The sequence below is a fragment of the Rahnella sp. CG8 genome (assembly GCF_023701875.1).
Classification (GTDB): Bacteria; Pseudomonadota; Gammaproteobacteria; order Enterobacterales; family Enterobacteriaceae; genus Rahnella; species Rahnella aceris.
The window spans coordinates 89,801-109,354 of record NZ_JABAED010000014.1 but is presented as its reverse complement, the minus strand read 5'-3'; the positions used below and the strand labels follow the sequence as shown (position 1 = coordinate 109,354).

Sequence of the window (19,554 nt, the reverse complement as noted above, 5' to 3'; positions counted from 1 at the left end):
GAATCACTTGCAGAAGTCAAAAGGAAGAAATTGATGAAATTGTCGGCACTGGCCGTGTTAACACCGCTGGTCATCCTCAGTGGTTGTGCAGCACAGAAAGCTACCTCAGGGCAACCCTCTACACCATCCACTGCGGCAACACAGCCTGCTGCTGCCGCACCGGCAGCGCCTTCTGGCAAAACGTCTCTGGCTGAACAGGGGCGGGACCCCGCGGAATTCCCGGCTTATGTCGAACAACTCAAAGCACAGGCGCTCTCGCAAGGGATCAGCCAGCAGACCATCGACAGCACCTTCGCCAACATTCATTTTGTTGACCGCGTGATCAATTCAGATCGCAATCAGCTCGAAAAGAAAATTACCCTCGACGATTATCTGACACGCGTTCTGCCTGAATGGAAGATTAAACAGGGGCAGGAACAGCTTCAGAGTAATTTGCCTGCGCTGACAAAAGCCAGCGAACGTTATGGGGTTCAGCCGCAGTACATTGTGGCGTTATGGGCGATGGAAAGCAGCTTCGGCAAAATTCAGGGTAAAGAGGATGTATTCTCTGCGCTGGCCACACTGGCCTTCGAAGGACGTCGTGAAGCCTTCTTCACCAAAGAATTTATGTCGGCGCTTAAAATTGTCGATTCCGGTAAAGCCACCAGCGACATGATGAAAGGTTCCTGGGCGGGTGCGATGGGGCAGTCGCAGTTTATGCCAAGTTCTTATCTGACTTACGGCGCTGACGGTAACGGCGACGGCAAGATAGACATCTGGGCAAACACCGATGATGTTTTTGCTTCCACGGCCAATTATTTGGCGAAAGAAGGCTGGAAAGGCGATCAGGGCTGGGGCCAGGAAGTGAAATTACCAGCTAACTTTGATGGCGCTCTGTCGGGGCTGAAAAATAACCAGATGCATCCGGCCAGCTACTGGCAGCAGCGCGGCGTGACGCAAGTTGACGGCAACCCGCTAATGTCGACAGCGACCCGTTCATGGATTATCACACCGGATGACACGCAGGGGCGCGCGTTCCTGGTTTACGATAACTTCCGTACGATCATGCACTGGAACCGTTCAACCTATTTCGCGCTGAGTATCGGCATGATGGCGGATGGTATTATGGGCTCGCAGTCACCGGTGGTTTCCGGCGATTTAGCACCGGCGACAACTCCGGCGCCTTCTGCACCGTTAGCGCCAGCACCGCATAATCCGTTCAGCGGCTGAAATTCCTAACTTCAAGGAGTAGCTGTATGTACCAACACAGAGACTGGCACGGCGCATTACTGGATTTTCCGGTCAACAAAGTCGTGTGTGTCGGCAGTAACTACGCCGATCATATTAAAGAGATGGGCGGGCAGAAAGCGGCGGAACCGGTGTTATTTATCAAGCCGGAAACCGCTTTGTGCGATTTCCGCCAACCCATCGTCATCCCGAAGGATCTCGGTGCGGTACATCATGAAGTCGAACTGGCGGTACTTATCGGCACACCACTGAAGCAGGCGACGGAAGATCGCGTCGCCAATGCTATCGCTGGTTACGGGCTGGCACTTGACCTGACGCTGCGGGATTTGCAGTCGACGTTCAAACAAGCCGGACAACCCTGGGAAAAAGCCAAAGGGTTTGACGGTTCCTGCCCGATGAGCGGATTTATTCCGGTAAGTGAATTTGGTGATGCACAACAGGCTGAACTGCGGTTAGAGATCAATGGAGAAGTGCGTCAGAGCGGGAATACCCGCGATATGCTGACGCCGCTTCTGCCACTGATTGCCTATATGAGCCGCTTCTTCACGCTGCGCGCGGGCGATATCATTCTGACCGGTACACCACACGGCGTCGGCCCGCTAAAAGCGGGTGATGAAATTGTGGCTACACTTAATGGTAAACAGGTAAGTTCCCGCGTGATCTGACGGCGTTTTTCCTCTCCGCCGGAACCCATTTCCGGCGGCTTTACTTGCATCTGCAGGCTAAAGCGTCTATATAAGCACCCTCATTTTCTTTATACCGGATGCACATTATGACTGAACCCGCTTTTTGGCAGCACAAAACGCTGTCTGAAATGACCGACGAAGAATGGGAAGCATTGTGCGACGGCTGCGGACAATGCTGCCTGCATAAGCTGATCGACGAAGACACCGATGAAATCTATTTCACCAACGTCGCCTGTAACCAGCTCAACATCAAGTCTTGCCAGTGTCGTAACTATGAACGTCGTTTCACGCTGGAAGAAGATTGCATTAAACTGACCCGCGAAAACCTGACAACCTTCGACTGGCTGCCGCCAACCTGCGCCTATCGCCTGATCGGCGAAGGACGCCCGCTGCTTCCCTGGCATCCGCTGCTGAACAAAGCATCGAAATCGGCCATGCATACAGCGCAGATCTCCGTACGCTACATCGCCGTGCGCGAAGACGACGTTGAAGACTGGCAGGATCACATCCTGAATAAGCCAAGCTGGGCCAGATAACCGATTTTGCCCGCAATCAGAAAACAAAAAGCCCCGGCAATCATTGCCGGGGCTTTTTATTACGAATTTTTACACTAAATCTCAGAGTCGGGTCTGACACCGTTCATGGCGCTGAGTGCTTCGGCATCCAGTTCAGGATCTTCTTTATCAATCAGTCGGGTCAGTTCAATGAGTGCCTGGAATTGCTCGAACAAAATCTTAGCGTCTGATTTAAGCATCTCATCAGCAGAGTCCAGCACTGAGTTGATGGCTTTGTTCACGCTTTCGATAATTTCCTGGGGGCCGCCATTTTTGCCGACAGTTAAAAATATAGCACTCAGCAAAAGGGACTGAGCCTCAACCTGTGCGGTAAGTTGCTTGGAATCCGCTTCCATGTGGGAGATTTTTGCGACCATACTTAAGATGATATTTTTCATTCATTGCCCCTTCAGACAAAGAGTATCTATTGCTTCTTATTTCTACGCCAGGTTATGAAAACTTCATAATCATATTTGGTAAAACTCGGTGGATTGTCGCAGTTGCTGAGAGCCTCAGGCATCTGGATGGTTTTTTCCTTCTTCGATAAAGTCTTCATTAATCTCATCGGTATTGTTCTGATGATCCCGGCCGGAAAGAATGTTCCAGCAGGCGATGAATAACGCGGCAATCAGCGGGCCAATCACGAAGCCATTGATGCCATACACTTCCATACCGCCAAGTGTGGTGACCAGGATAAGATAATCCGGCATTTTGGTGTCTTTGCCGACCAGCAGCGGACGTAACACGTTATCCACGATGCCGATGACCACCACGAAGAAGGCCACAATAAAGATCCCCTGCCACAGCATCCCGGAGGCGAAGAAATAAATCGCCGCAGGCACCCAGATAATGGCTGAACCCACTGCCGGAATGATCGACAGGAACGCCATCAGAGCACCCCAAAGCAGGCTTCCGTCCAGACCGGCGATGTAAAACGCAATACCGCCCAGCGCGCCCTGTACAACCGCCACCACAACGGTGCCTTTTACTGTCGCGCGAGAAACTGCTGCAAACTTCATAAACAGATGATGCTTTACATACCGTGACAACGGCAGGGTGGCGAGTGTCAGATTGACCAGGTAAGCGCCATCCTTGATCAGGAAGAACAGGATATACAGCATGATGCCGAAACCCACGACAAAGCCGAATGTGCTCTTACCTATTACGAAAACGCTGCCAGCCAGATACTGACTACCTTGCAGTGCCACATCAGAAAGTTTTTTCTGAATCTCAGCGGTGCTGTCGAGATCATGGTCTGACAGGAAGTGCCGTGCCCATCGTGGTAAATGATGGATGAAATCCGCCAGGATCACGGGCAGTTGTGTCTGATTTCCCTGCAGTTTGGTATAAACCGCATTGAATTCAAGTGCCAGCGACGAGGTCATAATCGCCAGAGGGGTGAAGACAATCAGACAAATTATCAAAACGGTCAGCAGAGAGACCACACCGTTGCGATCACCGACAACCTGTTTCAGCCGATTTTTTAACGGATTGAAGATGACGGCGAGAATAATGGCCCATAGTACGGAAGAGTAGTAAGGCCTTAATACATCGAAGAAAGCCAAAGTTACGATAAAAAGAATTGCGATGAAAAAGCCTTTTGAAAATCCTTTAATGAACATTTTTGTTCCTCTGATAAATCTTTTAGCCCTCGTAGCATAGAATGCATTGACGAATTTACAAACGTAGGTCTTTTTTTGTGCAGTGTGTTGTGTGCAGAAGGGGGAAGGGGGAAATCTTACCTCTGATCAAAAGCAACGCCGGGATTAATGGAACTCCGCCATTGCACCCGCGTTAATACCTGTCATTCCATTTCCGTTAAACGTCACTGTCGATTTCTATCCCTGATGTTTAAATTTTATTTAAACAGACCGTATAACACGAAACCAGCGACGACCCAGAAGGCGACGCAGGCTCCTACACAAATGATCCAAATGGCCCAGACGGGAAGATTTTTCATTGCACGTTCCAATAATGGTAATAAAAAGCACAGAGGCAGAAAGCCCGTGTTGAGCGGGCGCTGCAGATAATACATCACGTCTGTTTTGGAAAACATCTTCTCCTCCACAGACATAAAAAAAGCGCCATCAGAGGCGCTTTTCCGTGTCAGCAAGGACTGAATTAACGACCAAATAAATCGCGACGTTTTGGTTTAACGAACTGAGCCAGCAGCACCAGAACAGCAATCACCATAAACACGCTGAAAATCACGACCAGCCACTGTGGCATGCCCAGTGACAGGAATTCCCACTGTTTTTCTGCACAATCACCGCTGGCGATAAACATCCACGGGAACCATTTGTCCAGTGGCAACCAGCTTGGGAAACGCGCGGCAAAATCACAGGTGGCGAACGGAGAAGGGTGCAACTGAATCATGGTGTGTTCCCATGACAGGCGGATACCTTCGTAAGCACTGTAGAGCCAGATGAGGATCCCGGCATAGCGTAACCATGTGGAAGGTGCGATAGCACCGACGAGGCCAGCCAGCAGAATACCCATCAGAGCACAACGTTCATAAATACACATGACACAGGGCTTAAGTAACATCACGTGTTGGAAATACAATGCAACCAGCTCAAGTGCCAGTGCAGTCAGAGCCATCAGAAGCCATGCACCGCGACCTTGTGAACAGCGGTTAAGATATTGCAACATAGAAAATTTTTCCCTGCAGTTAGCTACTGACACGCAGTGTAAACCAATTGCTTGCTGCTGCCAGCCTGTCCGAATCAATATTCGGTAAATAATTAATATAAATCGGACAATTCGACTTTAAATTCTGTAATTTCCTGAGTGAAGGTGCTTACAGGAGATTACTGACTCAATCTTTCCTTCATCAATGCACCGGCATGATCTCAGTTACCGGGGGCAAACTCAGCCATCCCATGTCGCTGTACCACTGGGTCATATCGGGCAACAGATACTGAACACACAACAGGCCGACGAGTGTCATGACCACAGTGTACGGCAATGCCATCCAGACCATCCTTCCGTAAGAAAGCCGGATCAGCGGTGCAAGGGCAGAAGTCAGCAGGAACAGGAAGGCTGCCTGACCATTGGGTGTCGCCACTGAAGGCAGGTTGGTGCCGGTATTAATGGCCACGGCCAGCATCTCAAATTGTTTCAGATCGATAATGCCATTTTCCAGCGCCGATTTGGCTTCATTGATGTAGACCGTACCGACGAAAACGTTATCTGAAACCGATGAGAGCAAACCGTTGAACAGGTAAAAGAGTGAAAGCTGATTGGACGGTGCAGCCTGAAGCACAAAATGAATGATCGGGCTGAACAGATGCTGTTCGACGATCACGGCAACAATGGCAAAAAATACCGTCAGCAGGGCAGTGAACGGCAGTGAATCCTGGAATGCCTTGCCGATGGCATGTTCATCCGTCACACCACATAACGCGGTTGCAAAGATAATCACCGTCAGGCCGATCAGGCCAACCTCAGCGAGATGGAATGCCAGCGCAACAATCAGCCACACACCAATCACCGCCTGCACAGCCAGTTTTATACGCTCCTGCTTCGTGTTGTTCTCGCTGTTCTTTTGATCAAACTTTTTAAGCACTTCATACACCGGATGTGGCAGTTGCGCACCATAACCAAACCAGCGGAAGCGTTCTACCAGCGCACATACAATAAATCCGCAGAAAAAGACCGGCACGCTGACCGGCGACATGCGGATCAGAAAATCGATGAATTGCCAGCCTGCGCTTTTCGCGATGATCAGGTTTTGCGGTTCGCCGACCATCGTCATCACGCCACCCAGCGCGGTACCGACACCGGCGTGCATCATCAGGCTGCGTAAAAATGCGCGGAATTGTTCAAGCACAGCCTGATGCTGCTGATTGCCGGTAAAAGAGCTGTCGTCATTGACCTCAGTATTTTCATTCTGATTTGAAGCAACGTTGTGATAAATGGAATAAAAGCCCACTGAAACGCTGATCACCACGGCAATAACGGTCAGTGCGTCCAGGAATGCGGAAAGAAAGGCGGCAGCAAAACAAAACGCCAGTGAAAGGGCAATTTTATTGCGCAGATTCAACAACAATTTGGTGAACACGGTTAACAGCAACTGCTTCATGAAATAGATGCCAGCGACCATGAAAATCAGCAGCAAGATGACTTCCAGATTAGCAGACACTTCTTCGCGGATCCGTCCTGCGCTGGTCATGCCGATCATGACGGCTTCGATGGCGAGCAATCCACCCGGCTGAAGCGGGTAGCATTTAAGCGCCATACCTAATGTGAAAATGAACTCAATCACCAGCAACCAGCCCGCGATAAAGGGACTGATGAGGAAGAAAATCAGCGGGTTAACAATCAGAAAAACCAGAATTGCTATTTTGTACCAGTTTGGTGACTGGCCAAGAAAATTCTTTATGAATGCGCGGCTGTAGGTTGTTTCCATATTGCCCAAAGGTCCTTTATATATATTTTATTAATGTTTCAAAAAGATAGGTAAGTTTAATCGTCTGACTGGATTTTTCAATAATAAAGGGCGATGCAATAAATCCATGAAAAATGTGAAATTCTGTCAGCCCACCCACAGTTTCAACATTACTTCCGTCGGGACGCTATAACAGGGCATTTTCATCTGGTATGATGAGATGAACTATATCCCTAATAAAAGCCCCACACGGAACGACAAACACATGGTTATTAAGGCACAAAGTCCTGCCGGTTTTGCCGAAGAGTATATCATCGAAAGTATCTGGAATAGCCGCTTCCCTCCGGGTTCAATTTTGCCTGCTGAAAGAGAGCTTTCAGAACTCATTGGTGTAACCCGAACCACATTGCGTGAAGTGTTACAGCGGCTTGCCCGCGATGGATGGTTAACCATTCAGCACGGTAAACCGACGAAAGTGAATAATTTCTGGGAAACATCCGGCCTGAATATTCTTGAAACGCTGGCGCGTCTGGATCATGACAGCGTACCGCAGCTGATTGATAATTTGCTGTCTGTGCGTACCAACATCGCGACGATCTTTATCCGCAAGGCGATGCGTACCAACCCGGAAGAAACCCAACAGGTTCTCGCGAAAGCGACTCAGGTTGAAGATCATGCCGAAGCCTTTACGGCGCTCGATTACGGCATTTTCCGTGGTCTGGCATTCGCCTCTGGCAACCCGATTTATGGTTTGATCATCAACGGACTGCGCGGTCTTTATACGCGCGTCGGACGCTATTACTTCTCCAATCCTGAAGCGCGCAAACTGGCGATCACTTTCTATAAAAAGTTGTCTGATATCTGCCACGAGAAAAGCTATGAGCAGATTGTGGATTGTGTGCGTAATTATGGCCGTCAGAGCGGTGAAATCTGGCACAGCATGCAGGGTGCTATGCCGGGTGACCTGGCCGAACAAAAACATCGTTAATTCCCTATATCCTTCAAACAGTCTCATCGTTGGCTGCCTCGATATAATTTGAAGGATTGAGGGAGCCAGTAATAACAAAAGGGCGCTTAGCGCCCTTTTTTAATGCCTGAAAATGGAAAATTTACAGCGGTGTCGGACGTGGCGGGCAACGTTCGAGTAACTCGACGCTGCCGTCTTCATTGAGTTGCTCGATAAAGACATCGAAGCCCCACAGGCGGTGGACGTGTTTCATCACTTCACGGCGGCTTTTATCAAGCGGTGCCCGGTCCTGCGGAATGTAGCGTAATGTCAGCGAGCGGTCTCCGCGCAAATCCACATTCCAGACCTGAATATTCGGTTCGTGATTACTCAGATTATACTGCGCCGACAACTCCTGACGAATTGCACGGTAGCCTTCCTCATTGTGGATCGCGGCGATTTCCAGATAATTATTGTGATCGTCATCGAGCACCGTAAACAGACGGAAATCACGCATCACTTTCGGTGACAGGAACTGGCTGATGAAGCTCTCGTCTTTAAAGTCACGCATCGCAAAATGCAGCGTGTCGAGCCAGTCTGAACCGGCGATATCCGGGAACCAGTAACGGTCTTCCTCCGTCGGCTCCTGACAGATACGCTTGATATCCTGCATCATCGCGAAACCCAGAGCATACGGGTTGATACCACTGTAATACGGGCTGTTATAAGGCGGCTGATACACCACATTCGTGTGACTGTGCAGGAACTCCAGGATGAAACGGTCGGAGACTTTTCCTTCGTCATACAGATGATTCAGGATGGTGTAATGCCAGAATGTCGCCCAGCCTTCGTTCATGACCTGAGTTTGTTTCTGCGGATAAAAATACTGGCTGATTTTACGCACAATGCGCAAAATTTCTCTCTGCCAGGATTCCAGCAGAGGTGCATTTTTTTCCATAAAATACAACAGGTTTTCCTGCGGTTCCGGCGGGAAACGTCGCGCCTGTTCTGGTGCGTCTACACTGTCTTTGCGTGGCAGCGTTTTCCACAGAGAATTCACCTGACTTTGCAGGTATTCCTCACGGCTTTTTTGCCGCGCCAGTTCTTCCTGCAGGGAGATTTTTTGCGGACGTTTATAGCGGTCAACGCCGTAATTCATCAGCGCGTGACAGGAATCCAGCAACCGTTCAACTTCATCGACACCATAGCGTTCCTCGCATTCACTGATATAACGCTTGGCGAACAGCAGGTAATCGACGATGGAACTGGCATCGGTCCAGCTTCTGAACAGATAGTTATTTTTGAAGAAAGAGTTATGCCCGTAGCAGGCATGGGCCATCACCAGCGCCTGCATGGTGATCGTATTTTCTTCCATCAGATAAGCGATACACGGGTTGGAGTTAATGACGATTTCGTACGCCAGACCTTGTTGTCCGTGCTTATACAGCTGTTCGGTTTCGATGAATTTCTTCCCGAACGACCAGTGAGTATAATTGATCGGCATGCCAATGCTGGAATAGGCATCCATCATTTGTTCGGAAGTGATGATCTCGATTTGATGCGGATAAGTTTCAAGCCGGTAGGACTTCGCCACCCGGTCAATCTCTTCGAGATAGGTTTGCAATAACTCAAACGTCCAGTCCGGTCCATCGCTAAGACGTTTGTCCTCAGTTTTTTGCTTTTGGGTCACTGTCGTCATAAGCCGCACCCTCATTCAGTTATGGACGCTACAGAGTGTTTGATTCACAACCTTTTCTTAAGATTTCGCACGTCCATTGATAATCGTAGCTCAATCTGAGTGTGTCGTTAGATAAACACCATGAATCCATTCCTCAACAAATCTATATCCTTAAGGCCGGAGACTGTCAATCGGCGGGCAATAAAGAGCCCAAAGCCGCGTACAGTCTGGCTTTGGGCGAACAATATCAGGAGACAGGCGCAAACAGCGGGGGATTAACTGCGGATAAATTCTAACAAATCCTGATTTATCTGATTCTTGTGTGTGCTGCACAGACCATGAGATGCGCCCGCATAAACCTTACCTTTGCCATTTGGCAACAACTTAAGCGCAGCTTCGCTGGAGGAAGCGGGTGGCACAATCTGGTCATCATCACCGTAAATCACCAGCGTCGGGATCGTCATCTTCTTCAGGTCTTCGCGCTGATCGGTTTCAGAAAACGCTTTAACACAATCATAAAGTGCTTTTATTGAACCCTGCATACCCTGGAGCCAGAAACTTTGGCGTAAACCTTCTGACACCTCAGCACCGGGGCGGTTGAAACCATAAAATGCGTCGGGTAAGTCCAGGAAAAATTGGGAACGATCTTTCGTCACACCGCCACGGATACCATCGAAAACAGAAAGAGGTAATCCTCCGGGATTGAAATCCGTTTTGATCATAATCGGTGGCACTGCACCAATTAACACCGCTTTTGCCACCCGTGAGGTGCCGTGCCTGCCAATATAACGGGCAACTTCGCCGCCGCCGGTAGAGTGCCCGACGTGTATCGCGTCTTTGAGATCCAGATAAGCCGTCAGTTCGGCCATGTCATCTCCGTACTGGTCCATATTATTGCCTTCCCATGACTGAGAAGAACGCCCGTGTCCGCGGCGGTCGTGGGCAATAACGCGATAACCATGTTCTGCCAGAAACAGCATCTGATCTTCAAAAGCATCCGACGACAGGGGCCAGCCGTGACTAAAAACCACCGGCTGTCCGCTGCCCCAATCCTTATAAAAAAGTTGTGTACCATCTTTAAGCTTCAGAAAGTTTGAGTTATTCACAATCGACTCCTTATTGCTGAAAATTGCTGAAATGAACGGTGCAAAACAGAAACCGATTGAAGTGTAGGTCAGTAATTGCGTCGTTGCGATATGAGTCACATTTTTAAAATGGCAACGTGGCGGGACAGGGTATGAAATTTAACCTGATACTTAGCAGGGTTTATATATTGAAACTTAATTTTTACGGGTATAGCATTAACCCGCTATTGTTTGTTATTGATGCTTTAGGAGGTCAAGAAAATGGTAAATACCTTTACTTATGATAGATATAGAAATCGTATCGGCCAGGGCGTTCGTGTAATGGATGCCGAAACGGGCGTTACCGGCAAAATTACCGCGTTCAGGGTGAAATCGAGTTCACCGGAAGAAATTCGCCGCGAAAGTTGTGTGCAACTGGAAGGGCAGACGGGCCTGTTTAAACCTGTCTCTCTGATGAGACTGGAAACGACGTCTGCCTGATTTTTTCTGTTACGCCGGTAAATTCCCGCAATATAAGGCCACTATGAATAGTGGCCTTAATGTTTTACGCAGCCACTTCGGCTTTGCCTCGTTTTATAAATCCCCGTTCAACCTGAACGTCAATTCTCCGCGCAGCGTGAGGGAATATCACATGCCTGTTTTTTTGTGGTGTTTTATTCCGACAATTGGCTTGTATACAAGAATAAAAACCTGCAGCAAAACTGCCCCTGATGCGTCGGGAGTCTTGTGACATCAATGCAATCAATGCTGTCATTACGCCATAAATTTCTTGCCGCATGGCCGGAATGTTGCGGAATATCGTTATTTATTTCTGGCTATTGAAATAAATGCTGTCATGAACGATAAATAAATGTGAAAGACCTCACGGTTGTGAGTGCCTGTGTTGGTGATTTTTCTTAGTCAGGTTAATTTCCTGTCATCAGAATATTATGCTTTGTTTTGTCGTGGAGTGGAGTCGATATGCGTGTGGTGATTTTAGGCAGTGGTGTGGTCGGTGTCGCCAGTGCATGGTATCTGGCTAAAGCGGGTCATCAGGTGACGGTTATTGACCGCCAGTCCGGCCCGGCAGAAGAAACCAGTGCGGGTAATGCAGGACAGATCTCACCGGGCTATGCTGCGCCGTGGGCGGCTCCGGGGGTTCCGGTCAAAGCCGTCAAATGGATGTTCCAGAAGCACGCGCCTCTGGCGATTCGCCTCGACGGAACACAGTTCCAGCTTAAATGGATGTGGCAAATGTTGCGTAACTGCAACATGGACCACTATCAGACCAACAAAAGCCGCATGGTGCGTCTGGCGGAATACAGCCGTGACTGCATGAAAGCGTTACGCGAAGATACCGGCATTCAGTACGAGGGTCGGCAGGGCGGCACGTTGCAGCTTTTCCGCACCGCGCAGCAGTTTGAAAGCGCAGCCAAAGACATTGCGGTGCTGGAAGACGCCGGTGTGCCGTATCAGTTGCTCGAATCCAGCCAGCTGGCGACTGCAGAACCGGCGCTGGCTCAGGTTGCGCACAAACTGACCGGCGGCCTGCGTTTACCCAATGATGAAACCGGCGACTGCCAGATGTTTACCCGCAAGCTGGCAGACATGGCGCGTCAGGCGGGAGTTATCTTCGAATTTAACCGCACGGTGGATAAGCTGCATATTGAAAATGGCGAAATCACTGGCGTGCAGTGTGGCAATGAGTTCGTCAGGGCGGATGCATACGTGGTGGCATTCGGATCGTATTCCACCGCGTTGCTGCGTGATCTGGTCTCTATTCCGGTTTATCCGCTGAAAGGCTATTCCCTGACGATTCCGATTACTGATCCGGCTTCTGCGCCGGTGTCTACCGTACTTGATGAAACCTATAAAATTGCTATCACCCGTTTTGATGACCGCATCCGCGTCGGCGGTATGGCGGAGATTGTCGGCTTCAACCTGAAGCTGGCGCAGGCGCGCCGCGAAACGCTGGAGATGGTGGTCAAAGATCTCTATCCGAACGGCGGCAACGTCGAACAGGCCACGTTCTGGACGGGGTTGCGTCCGATGACGCCGGATGGCACGCCGATTGTCGGGCGTACGCGCATTAAGAATTTGTATCTCAATACCGGCCACGGCACGCTGGGCTGGACGATGGCCTGCGGCTCCGGGCAGTTGCTCTCGGACATTATGTCCGGCGTGACGCCTGCGATCCCATCCGATGACCTCTCGGTTGAGCGTTACAGCCCGGATTTCATTGCCCGTCCGGCTGGCCCGCACAAAATGCATCCGGTAGGCTGAACCTGCTGTAATCCGATCCCATGCGGGGTTTGATACCGCATGGTTTTTACTTTGCTTATTGCCGGAGCTGGTATGCCTCGCCCGATTTCAGCCACATTGTCTCAGTCTGCGTTAACTCAAAACCTGAACATCATTCGCGGTTTTGCCCCCAACAGTAAAGTCTGGACGGTGGTGAAAGCCAACGGCTACGGCCACGGTATATCCCGTATCTGGCGCAGTTTATCCGCCACTGACGGTTTCGCTTTACTCGATTTCAATGAGGCGATTTTACTGCGTGAGTCCGGCTGGCAGGGACCGATATTACTGCTTGAAGGTTTTTTTACCGCAGAGGATCTGGCTATTGTTGATCAATATCGCCTGACCACGGCCGTACACAGCGAATGGCAGATAAAAGCCCTTGCGCAGGCCAGCATCAGCCTGCCGGTCAGTATCTACCTGAAAGTAAACAGTGGCATGAACCGCCTGGGTTTTGCGCCTGAGCGCGCCGGTGCTGTCTGGCAGCAGTTACGTGAGCTGAAGCAGGTGGGGGAAATCACGCTGATGAGCCATTTCGCCACCGCTGACAGTGTGGAAGGTGTCGATGCGCAGATGAGTGTGATTAACCTCGCCGGGCAAAACATTCGCGGCCCGCGATGTCTGGCCAATTCCGCTGCGACGCTGTGGCATCCGCATACACATCATGACTGGATCCGTCCGGGAATTATTATCTATGGCGCGTCGCCAAGCGGTGAGTGGAAAGATATTGCGCATACCGGTCTGCAACCGGTAATGACGCTTAAAAGTGAGCTGATTGCCGTACAGGAACTTAACGCCGGTGCGCGCGTGGGTTACGGCGGGCGTTACAGTGTAACTCGTCCTCAGCGTATCGGCGTGGTGGCCTGTGGCTATGCGGACGGATATCCGCGCCATGCGCCTTCCGGTACACCGGTTTGGGTAGACGGCGTGCGAACGACGACGACGGGCACGGTTTCAATGGATATGCTGGCTGTGGATTTAACGCCATGCCCGCAGGCGCAGATGGGTGCGCCGGTTGAGTTGTGGGGGAATAATTTACCGGTGGATGACGTGGCAACAGCGGCCGGTACGCTGGGTTACGAACTGCTGAGTGCGCTGGCACCCCGCGTACCGGTGTCGACAATCGGTTAAAAAACGTATTACTGTCCCAGGCGGGTCAGCTGGCCCGTCGATTTTTTGCTGGCGCGTCGAGCCAGCATCGCCAGACATCCTCCTGCCAGCATCACCAGCGACAGACTCAGCTTAGGCTGCAACGGTAATGCCATCGCGATAAAACCAAGTAGTGCACCGCCCGCCATTTGCACCGAACCTGCCAGTGCCGAAGCCACGCCTGCTTCACCGGAGAACGGTTCCAGCGCATAACTGGTGGCCGGGCCCATCAGGAAAGCCAGACCGGCACAGGCGCTGGCGACTGGCACCATATACAGCCAGGTTGCTGTTTGTTCCGCAGGCGGAACCAGCGTGATCCCAGCGATTAGCCCGAGACAGCCAATAAACATCAGGATGCCGCCTGTTTTCAGACATACCGGACGCCCCACTTTGCGGATAATCCGGTTGGCGATAAAGCTCATCCCCATGATCCAGAATCCGTTTGCGCCGAATACCAGTGAAAACTGCAGTGGCGTCAGCCCGGCAGTGTTCATCAAAACGGTCGGCGCCAGCGAGACATAGGTCAGCGCCATACCCATTGCACCTGCATTCACCAGAGCAAAAGTAATGAAGCGCGCATTGAATAAAATGCGGGCGTACTGACGGAATGGCAGGCCGGTGTTGGTCTGCGTATCAGCAGGGCGAGTCTCAGGCAGTTTGAATATAACCAGCAGTAAGACAGCCAGTGTATAACCGGTTAATGCCCAGAACGGCGCACGCCAGCCATAATATTGCGCGATCAGGCCGCCGATCAGCGGTGCCAGTGCCGGAATGATATTCAGCGTGCCATTGAGGAAACCATACGCACGGGCGGCATCGTTGCCACTCATCCGGTCGCGTACGCCGCTGAAAATCACTACGGAAGTGCAGCACACTGCCAGTCCCTGAATGACGCGGGATAATAAAAACATCCACGGTGTTACGGAGGTCGCAGCAACTATCGCCCCTGCCAGATACACCATGACGCCGATAATGGCGATCGGGCGACGACCAAATTTATCCACCAGCGGACCGGCCACCAGTTGTCCCAGCCCCATCACCAGAATAAATAATGAAATCGAGGACTGAATGACCGCCTCGGTGCTCTGTAAACCGAGCGCGATGGCGGGAATGGCGGGCAGGTACAAATCAATACCTAAAGGGCCAAGCAGCACCATGCTCAGCAGCAGGAAAAGGAATTTTTGCATTGAAAACATCACTGTCAGTCATCCGAAAGGAGGCTAAGGGTAATGATTTCGTTAATGAATGGAAAGAAGCTTGTGATAATCAGACCGGCGGGCGCTGTGAATAAAAACGGACACCCGCAGGTGTCCGTGATCTAAGCGGTGACGAAAGACTTATTTTTTCTTCCAGAAATCATCAAACACCGTGACCGGCGGCTGACGTTTATGTTCAGTGCGCAGGTACCAGCCCTCAATGATGGTGGCATATTTATCGTCGATTTTCTTGCCTTCCAGATAGTCGTCGATCAGTTCGTAAGTTACGCCGAGTGCGGCTTCATCTGGCAAGGCAGGGCGGTTATCTTCAAGGTCAGCGGTCGGGGCTTTCGTATAGAGATGTTCCGGGCAACCCAATTCTTTGAGCAGGGCTTTTCCCTGACGCTTGTTCAGACGGAAAATCGGATTAATGTCCGTGCCGCCATCACCGTATTTAGTGAAGAAACCGGTCACGGCTTCGGCAGCATGATCAGTCCCGACCACCACGCCTTTTTTCATCCCGGCGATGCTGTACTGCGCTTTCATGCGCTCGCGGGCCTTTTCGTTGCCTTTAATGAAATCGCTCAGTTCGATACCGATTTCACGTAAGGTCGCTTCGCTTGCCAGGACGGCATTCTTGATATTAACGGTCAGAACTTGATCTGGCTGGATGAACGCAATGGCATCCTGGCAGTCCGATTCATCAGCTTGCACGCCATATGGCAAGCGCACCGCAATGAACTGGTAAGCGCTATCATTTGTTTGTGCGCGTAATTCGCTAATTGCTGTTTGGCAAAGTTTGCCGGTAAGAGTAGAATCTTGCCCGCCGCTGATACCCAGAACCAGTGTCTTGATGAACGGGTGGGCCAGCAGATAACTTTTGAGAAAATCGACGCTGACACGAACTTCCTGTGCGGCATCGATGTGGGGTTTGACGTGCAGAGCCTGAATAATCTCTTGTTGTAAAGCCATGACCACTCCTCCTGAAGGCTGCCTTCGAGGAACCCGAGGCAAAAATAAGACGTTATCAGGACAAAACTACCCCGCATCGCTCAAAAGGACAAGATTCAGCGACGAGTTAGGCGGAAATCTGTACGCTGCCGGCTCGCAATATATCGAACCAAAGTGGCGGGAAGACGTAAAGTGTGGCGCGTAATGAACCATTTCCATTCCTCATTGAAATAAGAAATCAATGCAAGAAAGGGTAATGATTTTGTATGTTTCTATTGCCGGAAATATATGTCACTCGGAACTATCCAAAAAAGCCGCTTTATTAAGATATTCCGGGCTGAGTGCGTTATATTTGTTGCGGTAGAAATATTTGTATGCATATGCCATCGAAATGGAGTTGCAGGCTTGATTAACGGATCCTAATTAATGGCATAAATCGTGTGGTTCCAGTCTCGTTATTTGCCTTAAGTCTTATTGGGGAAACAAAATGTTTTTTCGGGTTGTACGTCGTTTACCAGCTTGTGCCGTAGTCTGCGGTGCAGCGCTGTTCAGTATTTCAAGCCTTGCAGACACCACCATCTTCACCGCGTTAGATGATCCGGCTCAGGCGAAAAAGCCGTTCGAGGGCAATATTCAGGCGGGTTACAGTGCGCAAACCGGTAACACCAGCAACTCCACGCTGAATGCTGATACCACCATGACCTGGTTTGATACCAACACGGCTAACAGCCTGTGGGGTTCTGCGCGTAACACCTCTTCTTCCGGTGTGCGTTCATCCGAGAAGTATCAGGCCGGTGCCCGTACGCGTTATAACCTTGACAACGCGAACTATATTTTCGGTCAGGGGAGCTGGCTGAGCGACCGTTATAACGGTTACCGTTCGCGGACTGTGGGCGCTGTCGGTTATGGTCGTCAGATCTGGAGCGGCCCGGTTCATACGCTGAACCTGGAAGCAGGTCCTGGTGTTCGTCATGATGAATTCGAACAGGGCGGTAACACCACTCGTGCGCTGGCTTACGCTTCAGGCACTTACGGTTACCAGATCAGCGACACTGCGCGCTTCACGCAGGGTGTTTCTGTATTAGCGAACGACGAAACTACGCTGAACTCAGAAACCGCGCTGACCGTTGCGATCAACTCCCACTTCTCGTTGAAAGTGGCGTATGACGTAACCTATAACACCAAACCACCAGCCAGTGCGCCGGATAAAACCGACACCGTGACGTCTGTAAACCTGGTGTACGGTCTGTAATTTCCCCCGGGAAATTATGCAGAAAAGCCGGAGGAGAAATCCTCTGGCTTTTTTTATGGGTTATTTTTGCCAGCATCTTGCACTGAATTTTAAATAAGCGGATGGCTATTAAGCCTCTCAATTATATTCCCTGTATCCTGCTTGTAAGCCAGAAGAAAATATCCCTGAAAGCCACAAACGGCGCAGGCAGGGGTAACCGGATGAATACCCCTATAAACCATGATTTCTTATGTTTCGCGCTATGCTTCTTGCAGAATTTTTTTTATAAACTTAAAAAAAACCTAAAGTAAGTCTTATTCCTGCCGATAGAAACCGAATGTTTAATCTTAAATCAATGCCATAGCCACTTCTGATGCTGTGTTTTTGAGGCGTACAGGCAAGCGGTTCTGGCCATAGAAAACACCGGATATGGAAATCATAAGCTTTCTTACACCATTAGCCCGCACTGTTTCGGCGTGCGCGTGTCTTTCCCTGCGGTGGCGAGTTTCCTGCCTGCTGGTACTTACCGGAATGTTTTCCCTCACCGCGCAGGCCGCGCCGCTCAGCCCCGCCGACCGCGACAGTATCGAACAGCAGCAGCGGCAACTTCTGCAGCAGAACCAGCAGCAGCGTCAGGAACTGGAGCGCAGCACGTCAGTCGCCCCCGCTCCGCAAACTCCCGTACACTCCGGCGGCCCGTGCTTCGATATTCACGACATTACCCTCAGCGGCGCAGACCATATGCCCGCGCGCATCCGGCAAAAACTGACCCAACCCTATCTGCAACAGTGCCTCGGCATTGGCCAGATTAATGCCCTGGTGAAACTGGTCTCCGACTGGTATATCGGCCAGGGTTACATCACCAGCCGCGCATTTCTCACCGAACAGGATTTATCTTCCGGCACGCTCAGCCTGACGGTGATGGAAGGCAAACTCGAAGCCATCAAAATGGAAAACCAGCGCGGCGCAATGCTGGCGATGGCGTTTCCGGGGCTGACCGGCAACATCCTTAATTTGCGTGATATCGAACAGGGGATGGAGCAGATTAACCGGCTGCGCAAAACGCCGGTGCAGATTGAAATCCAGCCCGGCAGCCAGCCGGGATACTCCATCGTCAACCTCACCTCAAAGCCTGAGTTTCCCCTGCAGGCCAGCGCCGGTTTTGATAACTCAGGGCAGAAAAGCACCGGCACCGGACAGGTCAGCGGCTCGCTGACCGGCAATAACCTGCTCGGGCTGGCGGATCAGTGGTTTGTCAGTGCGTCACGCAGCAGCGACGGCGCAAGCGACCATGACGCGAAAAGCGTGCAGGCGGGCGTCAATCTGCCTTACGGCTACTGGCTGTTCGATTACAACTACAGCTACAGCGATTACCTGAGCACCATTGAATCGCAGGGCTATCTGTGGCGCTCCACCGGCGACAGCCAGGCGCACCGCTTCACGCTTTCCCGCGTACTGTTTCGCAACGGCGACATGAAAACCGCCGCCAGCCTCGGGCTGACGCACCGCCTCAACCGAAATTATCTCAACGACGCCCCGCTGGAAAGCAGCACCCGCAGCCTGACCAGCTGGACCGCAGGCATTAATCACAGCCAGAAACTCTGGGGCGGATACGCCACGCTTAACCCGGCGTTCAGCCGTGGCGTGCCGTGGTTTGGCGGCGAAAGCGATGAAGATAAAAACCCGGATGCCCCGCGTGCGGAGTTTTCCAAATGGACGCTGTCCACCAGCTATTACCGGCCTGTCACCCAACGCATTACCTGGCTGACCAGCGCCTACGGCCAGTGGGGCGATGACCGTCTTTACGGCAGCGAACGCCTGACGATTGGTGGCGAAAGCTCGGTGCGGGGGTTCAAAGAGCAATACCTCTCCGGCGACAACGGCGGCTACTGGCGTAATGAGCTGGACACTCAACTGTTCGCCATGCCGGGGCTCGGACAAATCAGCAGCGTAACGGCCCTCGACGGCGGCTACCTGCAACGCAGCAATCACGACACCAATGCGTCCGGCACCTTATGGGGCGGGGCGGTGGGTTTATCGAGCAGTAACGCACATTTCTCCAGCCAGTTTACCGTCGGCTGGCCGCTGAGCTATCCGGACTCACTGGCACCGGATCGCGTCACGGTCTACTACCGCATCGGTTTTGCACTTTAGCGTTGTACCTCTGCATAAGAGAGAAGGAAT

At 51.2% G+C, this 19,554-nt stretch carries 18 protein-coding genes; 9 read left to right on the top strand and 9 right to left on the bottom strand.

The annotated features are described in order from the left end of the window. The first annotated feature begins 33 nt into the window (after window positions 1-33). The 3 genes from HGO41_RS14735 to HGO41_RS14725 all read left to right on the top strand — a co-directional run bounded on the left by HGO41_RS14735 (window position 34) and on the right by HGO41_RS14725 (window position 2,449). On the top strand, window positions 34-1,209 hold the full coding sequence (locus HGO41_RS14735; protein ID WP_250981168.1) for a lytic murein transglycosylase: 1,176 nt from the start codon (window positions 34-36) through the stop codon (window positions 1,207-1,209). Window positions 1,210-1,235: 26 nt separating this feature from the next. Next, window positions 1,236-1,892 carry a fumarylacetoacetate hydrolase family protein gene (locus HGO41_RS14730; RefSeq protein ID WP_013575328.1) on the top strand — a complete coding sequence of 219 codons (657 nt, stop codon included), beginning with the start codon at window positions 1,236-1,238 and terminating at the stop codon, window positions 1,890-1,892. Between the two features lie 107 nt (window positions 1,893-1,999). Then, a complete protein-coding gene (locus tag HGO41_RS14725) occupies window positions 2,000-2,449 on the top strand; it encodes a YcgN family cysteine cluster protein (RefSeq protein ID WP_013575329.1) in 450 nt (149 codons plus the stop codon). Between the two features lie 74 nt (window positions 2,450-2,523). On the opposite strand, the gene iraP is transcribed toward HGO41_RS14725, so the two are convergent. The 5 genes from iraP to nhaB form a co-directional block, all read right to left on the bottom strand. Further along, entirely contained in the window at window positions 2,524-2,865 is a 342-nt protein-coding gene (gene iraP, locus HGO41_RS14720; protein WP_013575330.1) for an anti-adapter protein IraP, read from the bottom strand. A 114-nt stretch (window positions 2,866-2,979) separates the two neighbouring features. After that, window positions 2,980-4,089 (bottom strand): AI-2E family transporter, encoded by a 1,110-nt coding sequence (locus HGO41_RS14715; RefSeq protein ID WP_217244019.1) that lies wholly within the window; start codon window positions 4,087-4,089, stop codon window positions 2,980-2,982. Between the two features lie 236 nt (window positions 4,090-4,325). Continuing rightward, entirely contained in the window at window positions 4,326-4,523 is a 198-nt protein-coding gene (locus HGO41_RS14710; protein WP_112151906.1) for a hypothetical protein, read from the bottom strand. Between the two features lie 65 nt (window positions 4,524-4,588). Next, a complete protein-coding gene (dsbB, locus tag HGO41_RS14705) occupies window positions 4,589-5,119 on the bottom strand; it encodes a disulfide bond formation protein DsbB (protein WP_013575333.1) in 531 nt (176 codons plus the stop codon). Between the two features lie 181 nt (window positions 5,120-5,300). Beyond that, window positions 5,301-6,878, bottom strand: a complete 1,578-nt coding sequence (gene nhaB / locus HGO41_RS14700; RefSeq protein WP_013575334.1) for a sodium/proton antiporter NhaB — start codon at window positions 6,876-6,878, stop codon at window positions 5,301-5,303. Window positions 6,879-7,122: 244 nt separating this feature from the next. On the opposite strand from nhaB, the gene fadR reads away from it, so the two are divergent. Beyond that, window positions 7,123-7,845 (top strand): fatty acid metabolism transcriptional regulator FadR, encoded by a 723-nt coding sequence (gene fadR / locus HGO41_RS14695; protein WP_013575335.1) that lies wholly within the window; start codon window positions 7,123-7,125, stop codon window positions 7,843-7,845. Between the two features lie 121 nt (window positions 7,846-7,966). On the opposite strand, the gene HGO41_RS14690 is transcribed toward fadR, so the two are convergent. Together HGO41_RS14690 and HGO41_RS14685 are read right to left on the bottom strand one after the other, a co-directional pair. Beyond that, window positions 7,967-9,502: a SpoVR family protein gene (locus HGO41_RS14690; protein ID WP_013575336.1), complete on the bottom strand. Its 1,536-nt coding sequence runs from the start codon at window positions 9,500-9,502 to the stop codon at window positions 7,967-7,969. Between the two features lie 254 nt (window positions 9,503-9,756). Next, the gene (locus HGO41_RS14685) at window positions 9,757-10,587 is read right to left on the bottom strand and encodes an alpha/beta fold hydrolase (protein WP_013575337.1); all 831 of its coding nucleotides are present in this window, start codon (window positions 10,585-10,587) and stop codon (window positions 9,757-9,759) included. A 240-nt stretch (window positions 10,588-10,827) separates the two neighbouring features. Between HGO41_RS14685 and ydfZ the strand changes: the two genes are divergently transcribed. From ydfZ to dadX, 3 genes are all read left to right on the top strand, one after another. After that, window positions 10,828-11,046, top strand: a complete 219-nt coding sequence (gene ydfZ / locus HGO41_RS14680; protein WP_013575338.1) for a putative selenium delivery protein YdfZ — start codon at window positions 10,828-10,830, stop codon at window positions 11,044-11,046. A gap of 480 nt (window positions 11,047-11,526) precedes the next feature. Further along, window positions 11,527-12,828 carry a D-amino acid dehydrogenase gene (locus HGO41_RS14675; RefSeq protein ID WP_013575340.1) on the top strand — a complete coding sequence of 434 codons (1,302 nt, stop codon included), beginning with the start codon at window positions 11,527-11,529 and terminating at the stop codon, window positions 12,826-12,828. A 72-nt stretch (window positions 12,829-12,900) separates the two neighbouring features. Next, a complete protein-coding gene (gene dadX, locus HGO41_RS14670; RefSeq protein ID WP_131638914.1) occupies window positions 12,901-13,974 on the top strand; it encodes a catabolic alanine racemase DadX in 1,074 nt (357 codons plus the stop codon). 8 nt (window positions 13,975-13,982) lie between these two features. Here dadX and HGO41_RS14665 read toward each other — a convergent pair whose 3' ends face one another. Both HGO41_RS14665 and nadE read right to left on the bottom strand, forming a co-directional pair. Then, on the bottom strand, window positions 13,983-15,179 hold the full coding sequence (locus tag HGO41_RS14665; protein ID WP_037034912.1) for a multidrug effflux MFS transporter: 1,197 nt from the start codon (window positions 15,177-15,179) through the stop codon (window positions 13,983-13,985). Between the two features lie 150 nt (window positions 15,180-15,329). Beyond that, complete coding sequence (nadE, locus tag HGO41_RS14660) at window positions 15,330-16,160, bottom strand: NAD(+) synthase (protein WP_013575344.1); 831 nt, start codon at window positions 16,158-16,160, stop codon at window positions 15,330-15,332. Window positions 16,161-16,626: 466 nt separating this feature from the next. On the opposite strand from nadE, the gene HGO41_RS14655 reads away from it, so the two are divergent. Then, complete coding sequence (locus tag HGO41_RS14655) at window positions 16,627-17,391, top strand: DUF481 domain-containing protein (protein ID WP_013575345.1); 765 nt, start codon at window positions 16,627-16,629, stop codon at window positions 17,389-17,391. A 510-nt stretch (window positions 17,392-17,901) separates the two neighbouring features. Further along, window positions 17,902-19,524: a ShlB/FhaC/HecB family hemolysin secretion/activation protein gene (locus HGO41_RS14650; protein WP_250981167.1), complete on the top strand. Its 1,623-nt coding sequence runs from the start codon at window positions 17,902-17,904 to the stop codon at window positions 19,522-19,524. The last annotated feature ends 30 nt before the right edge of the window (window positions 19,525-19,554 follow it).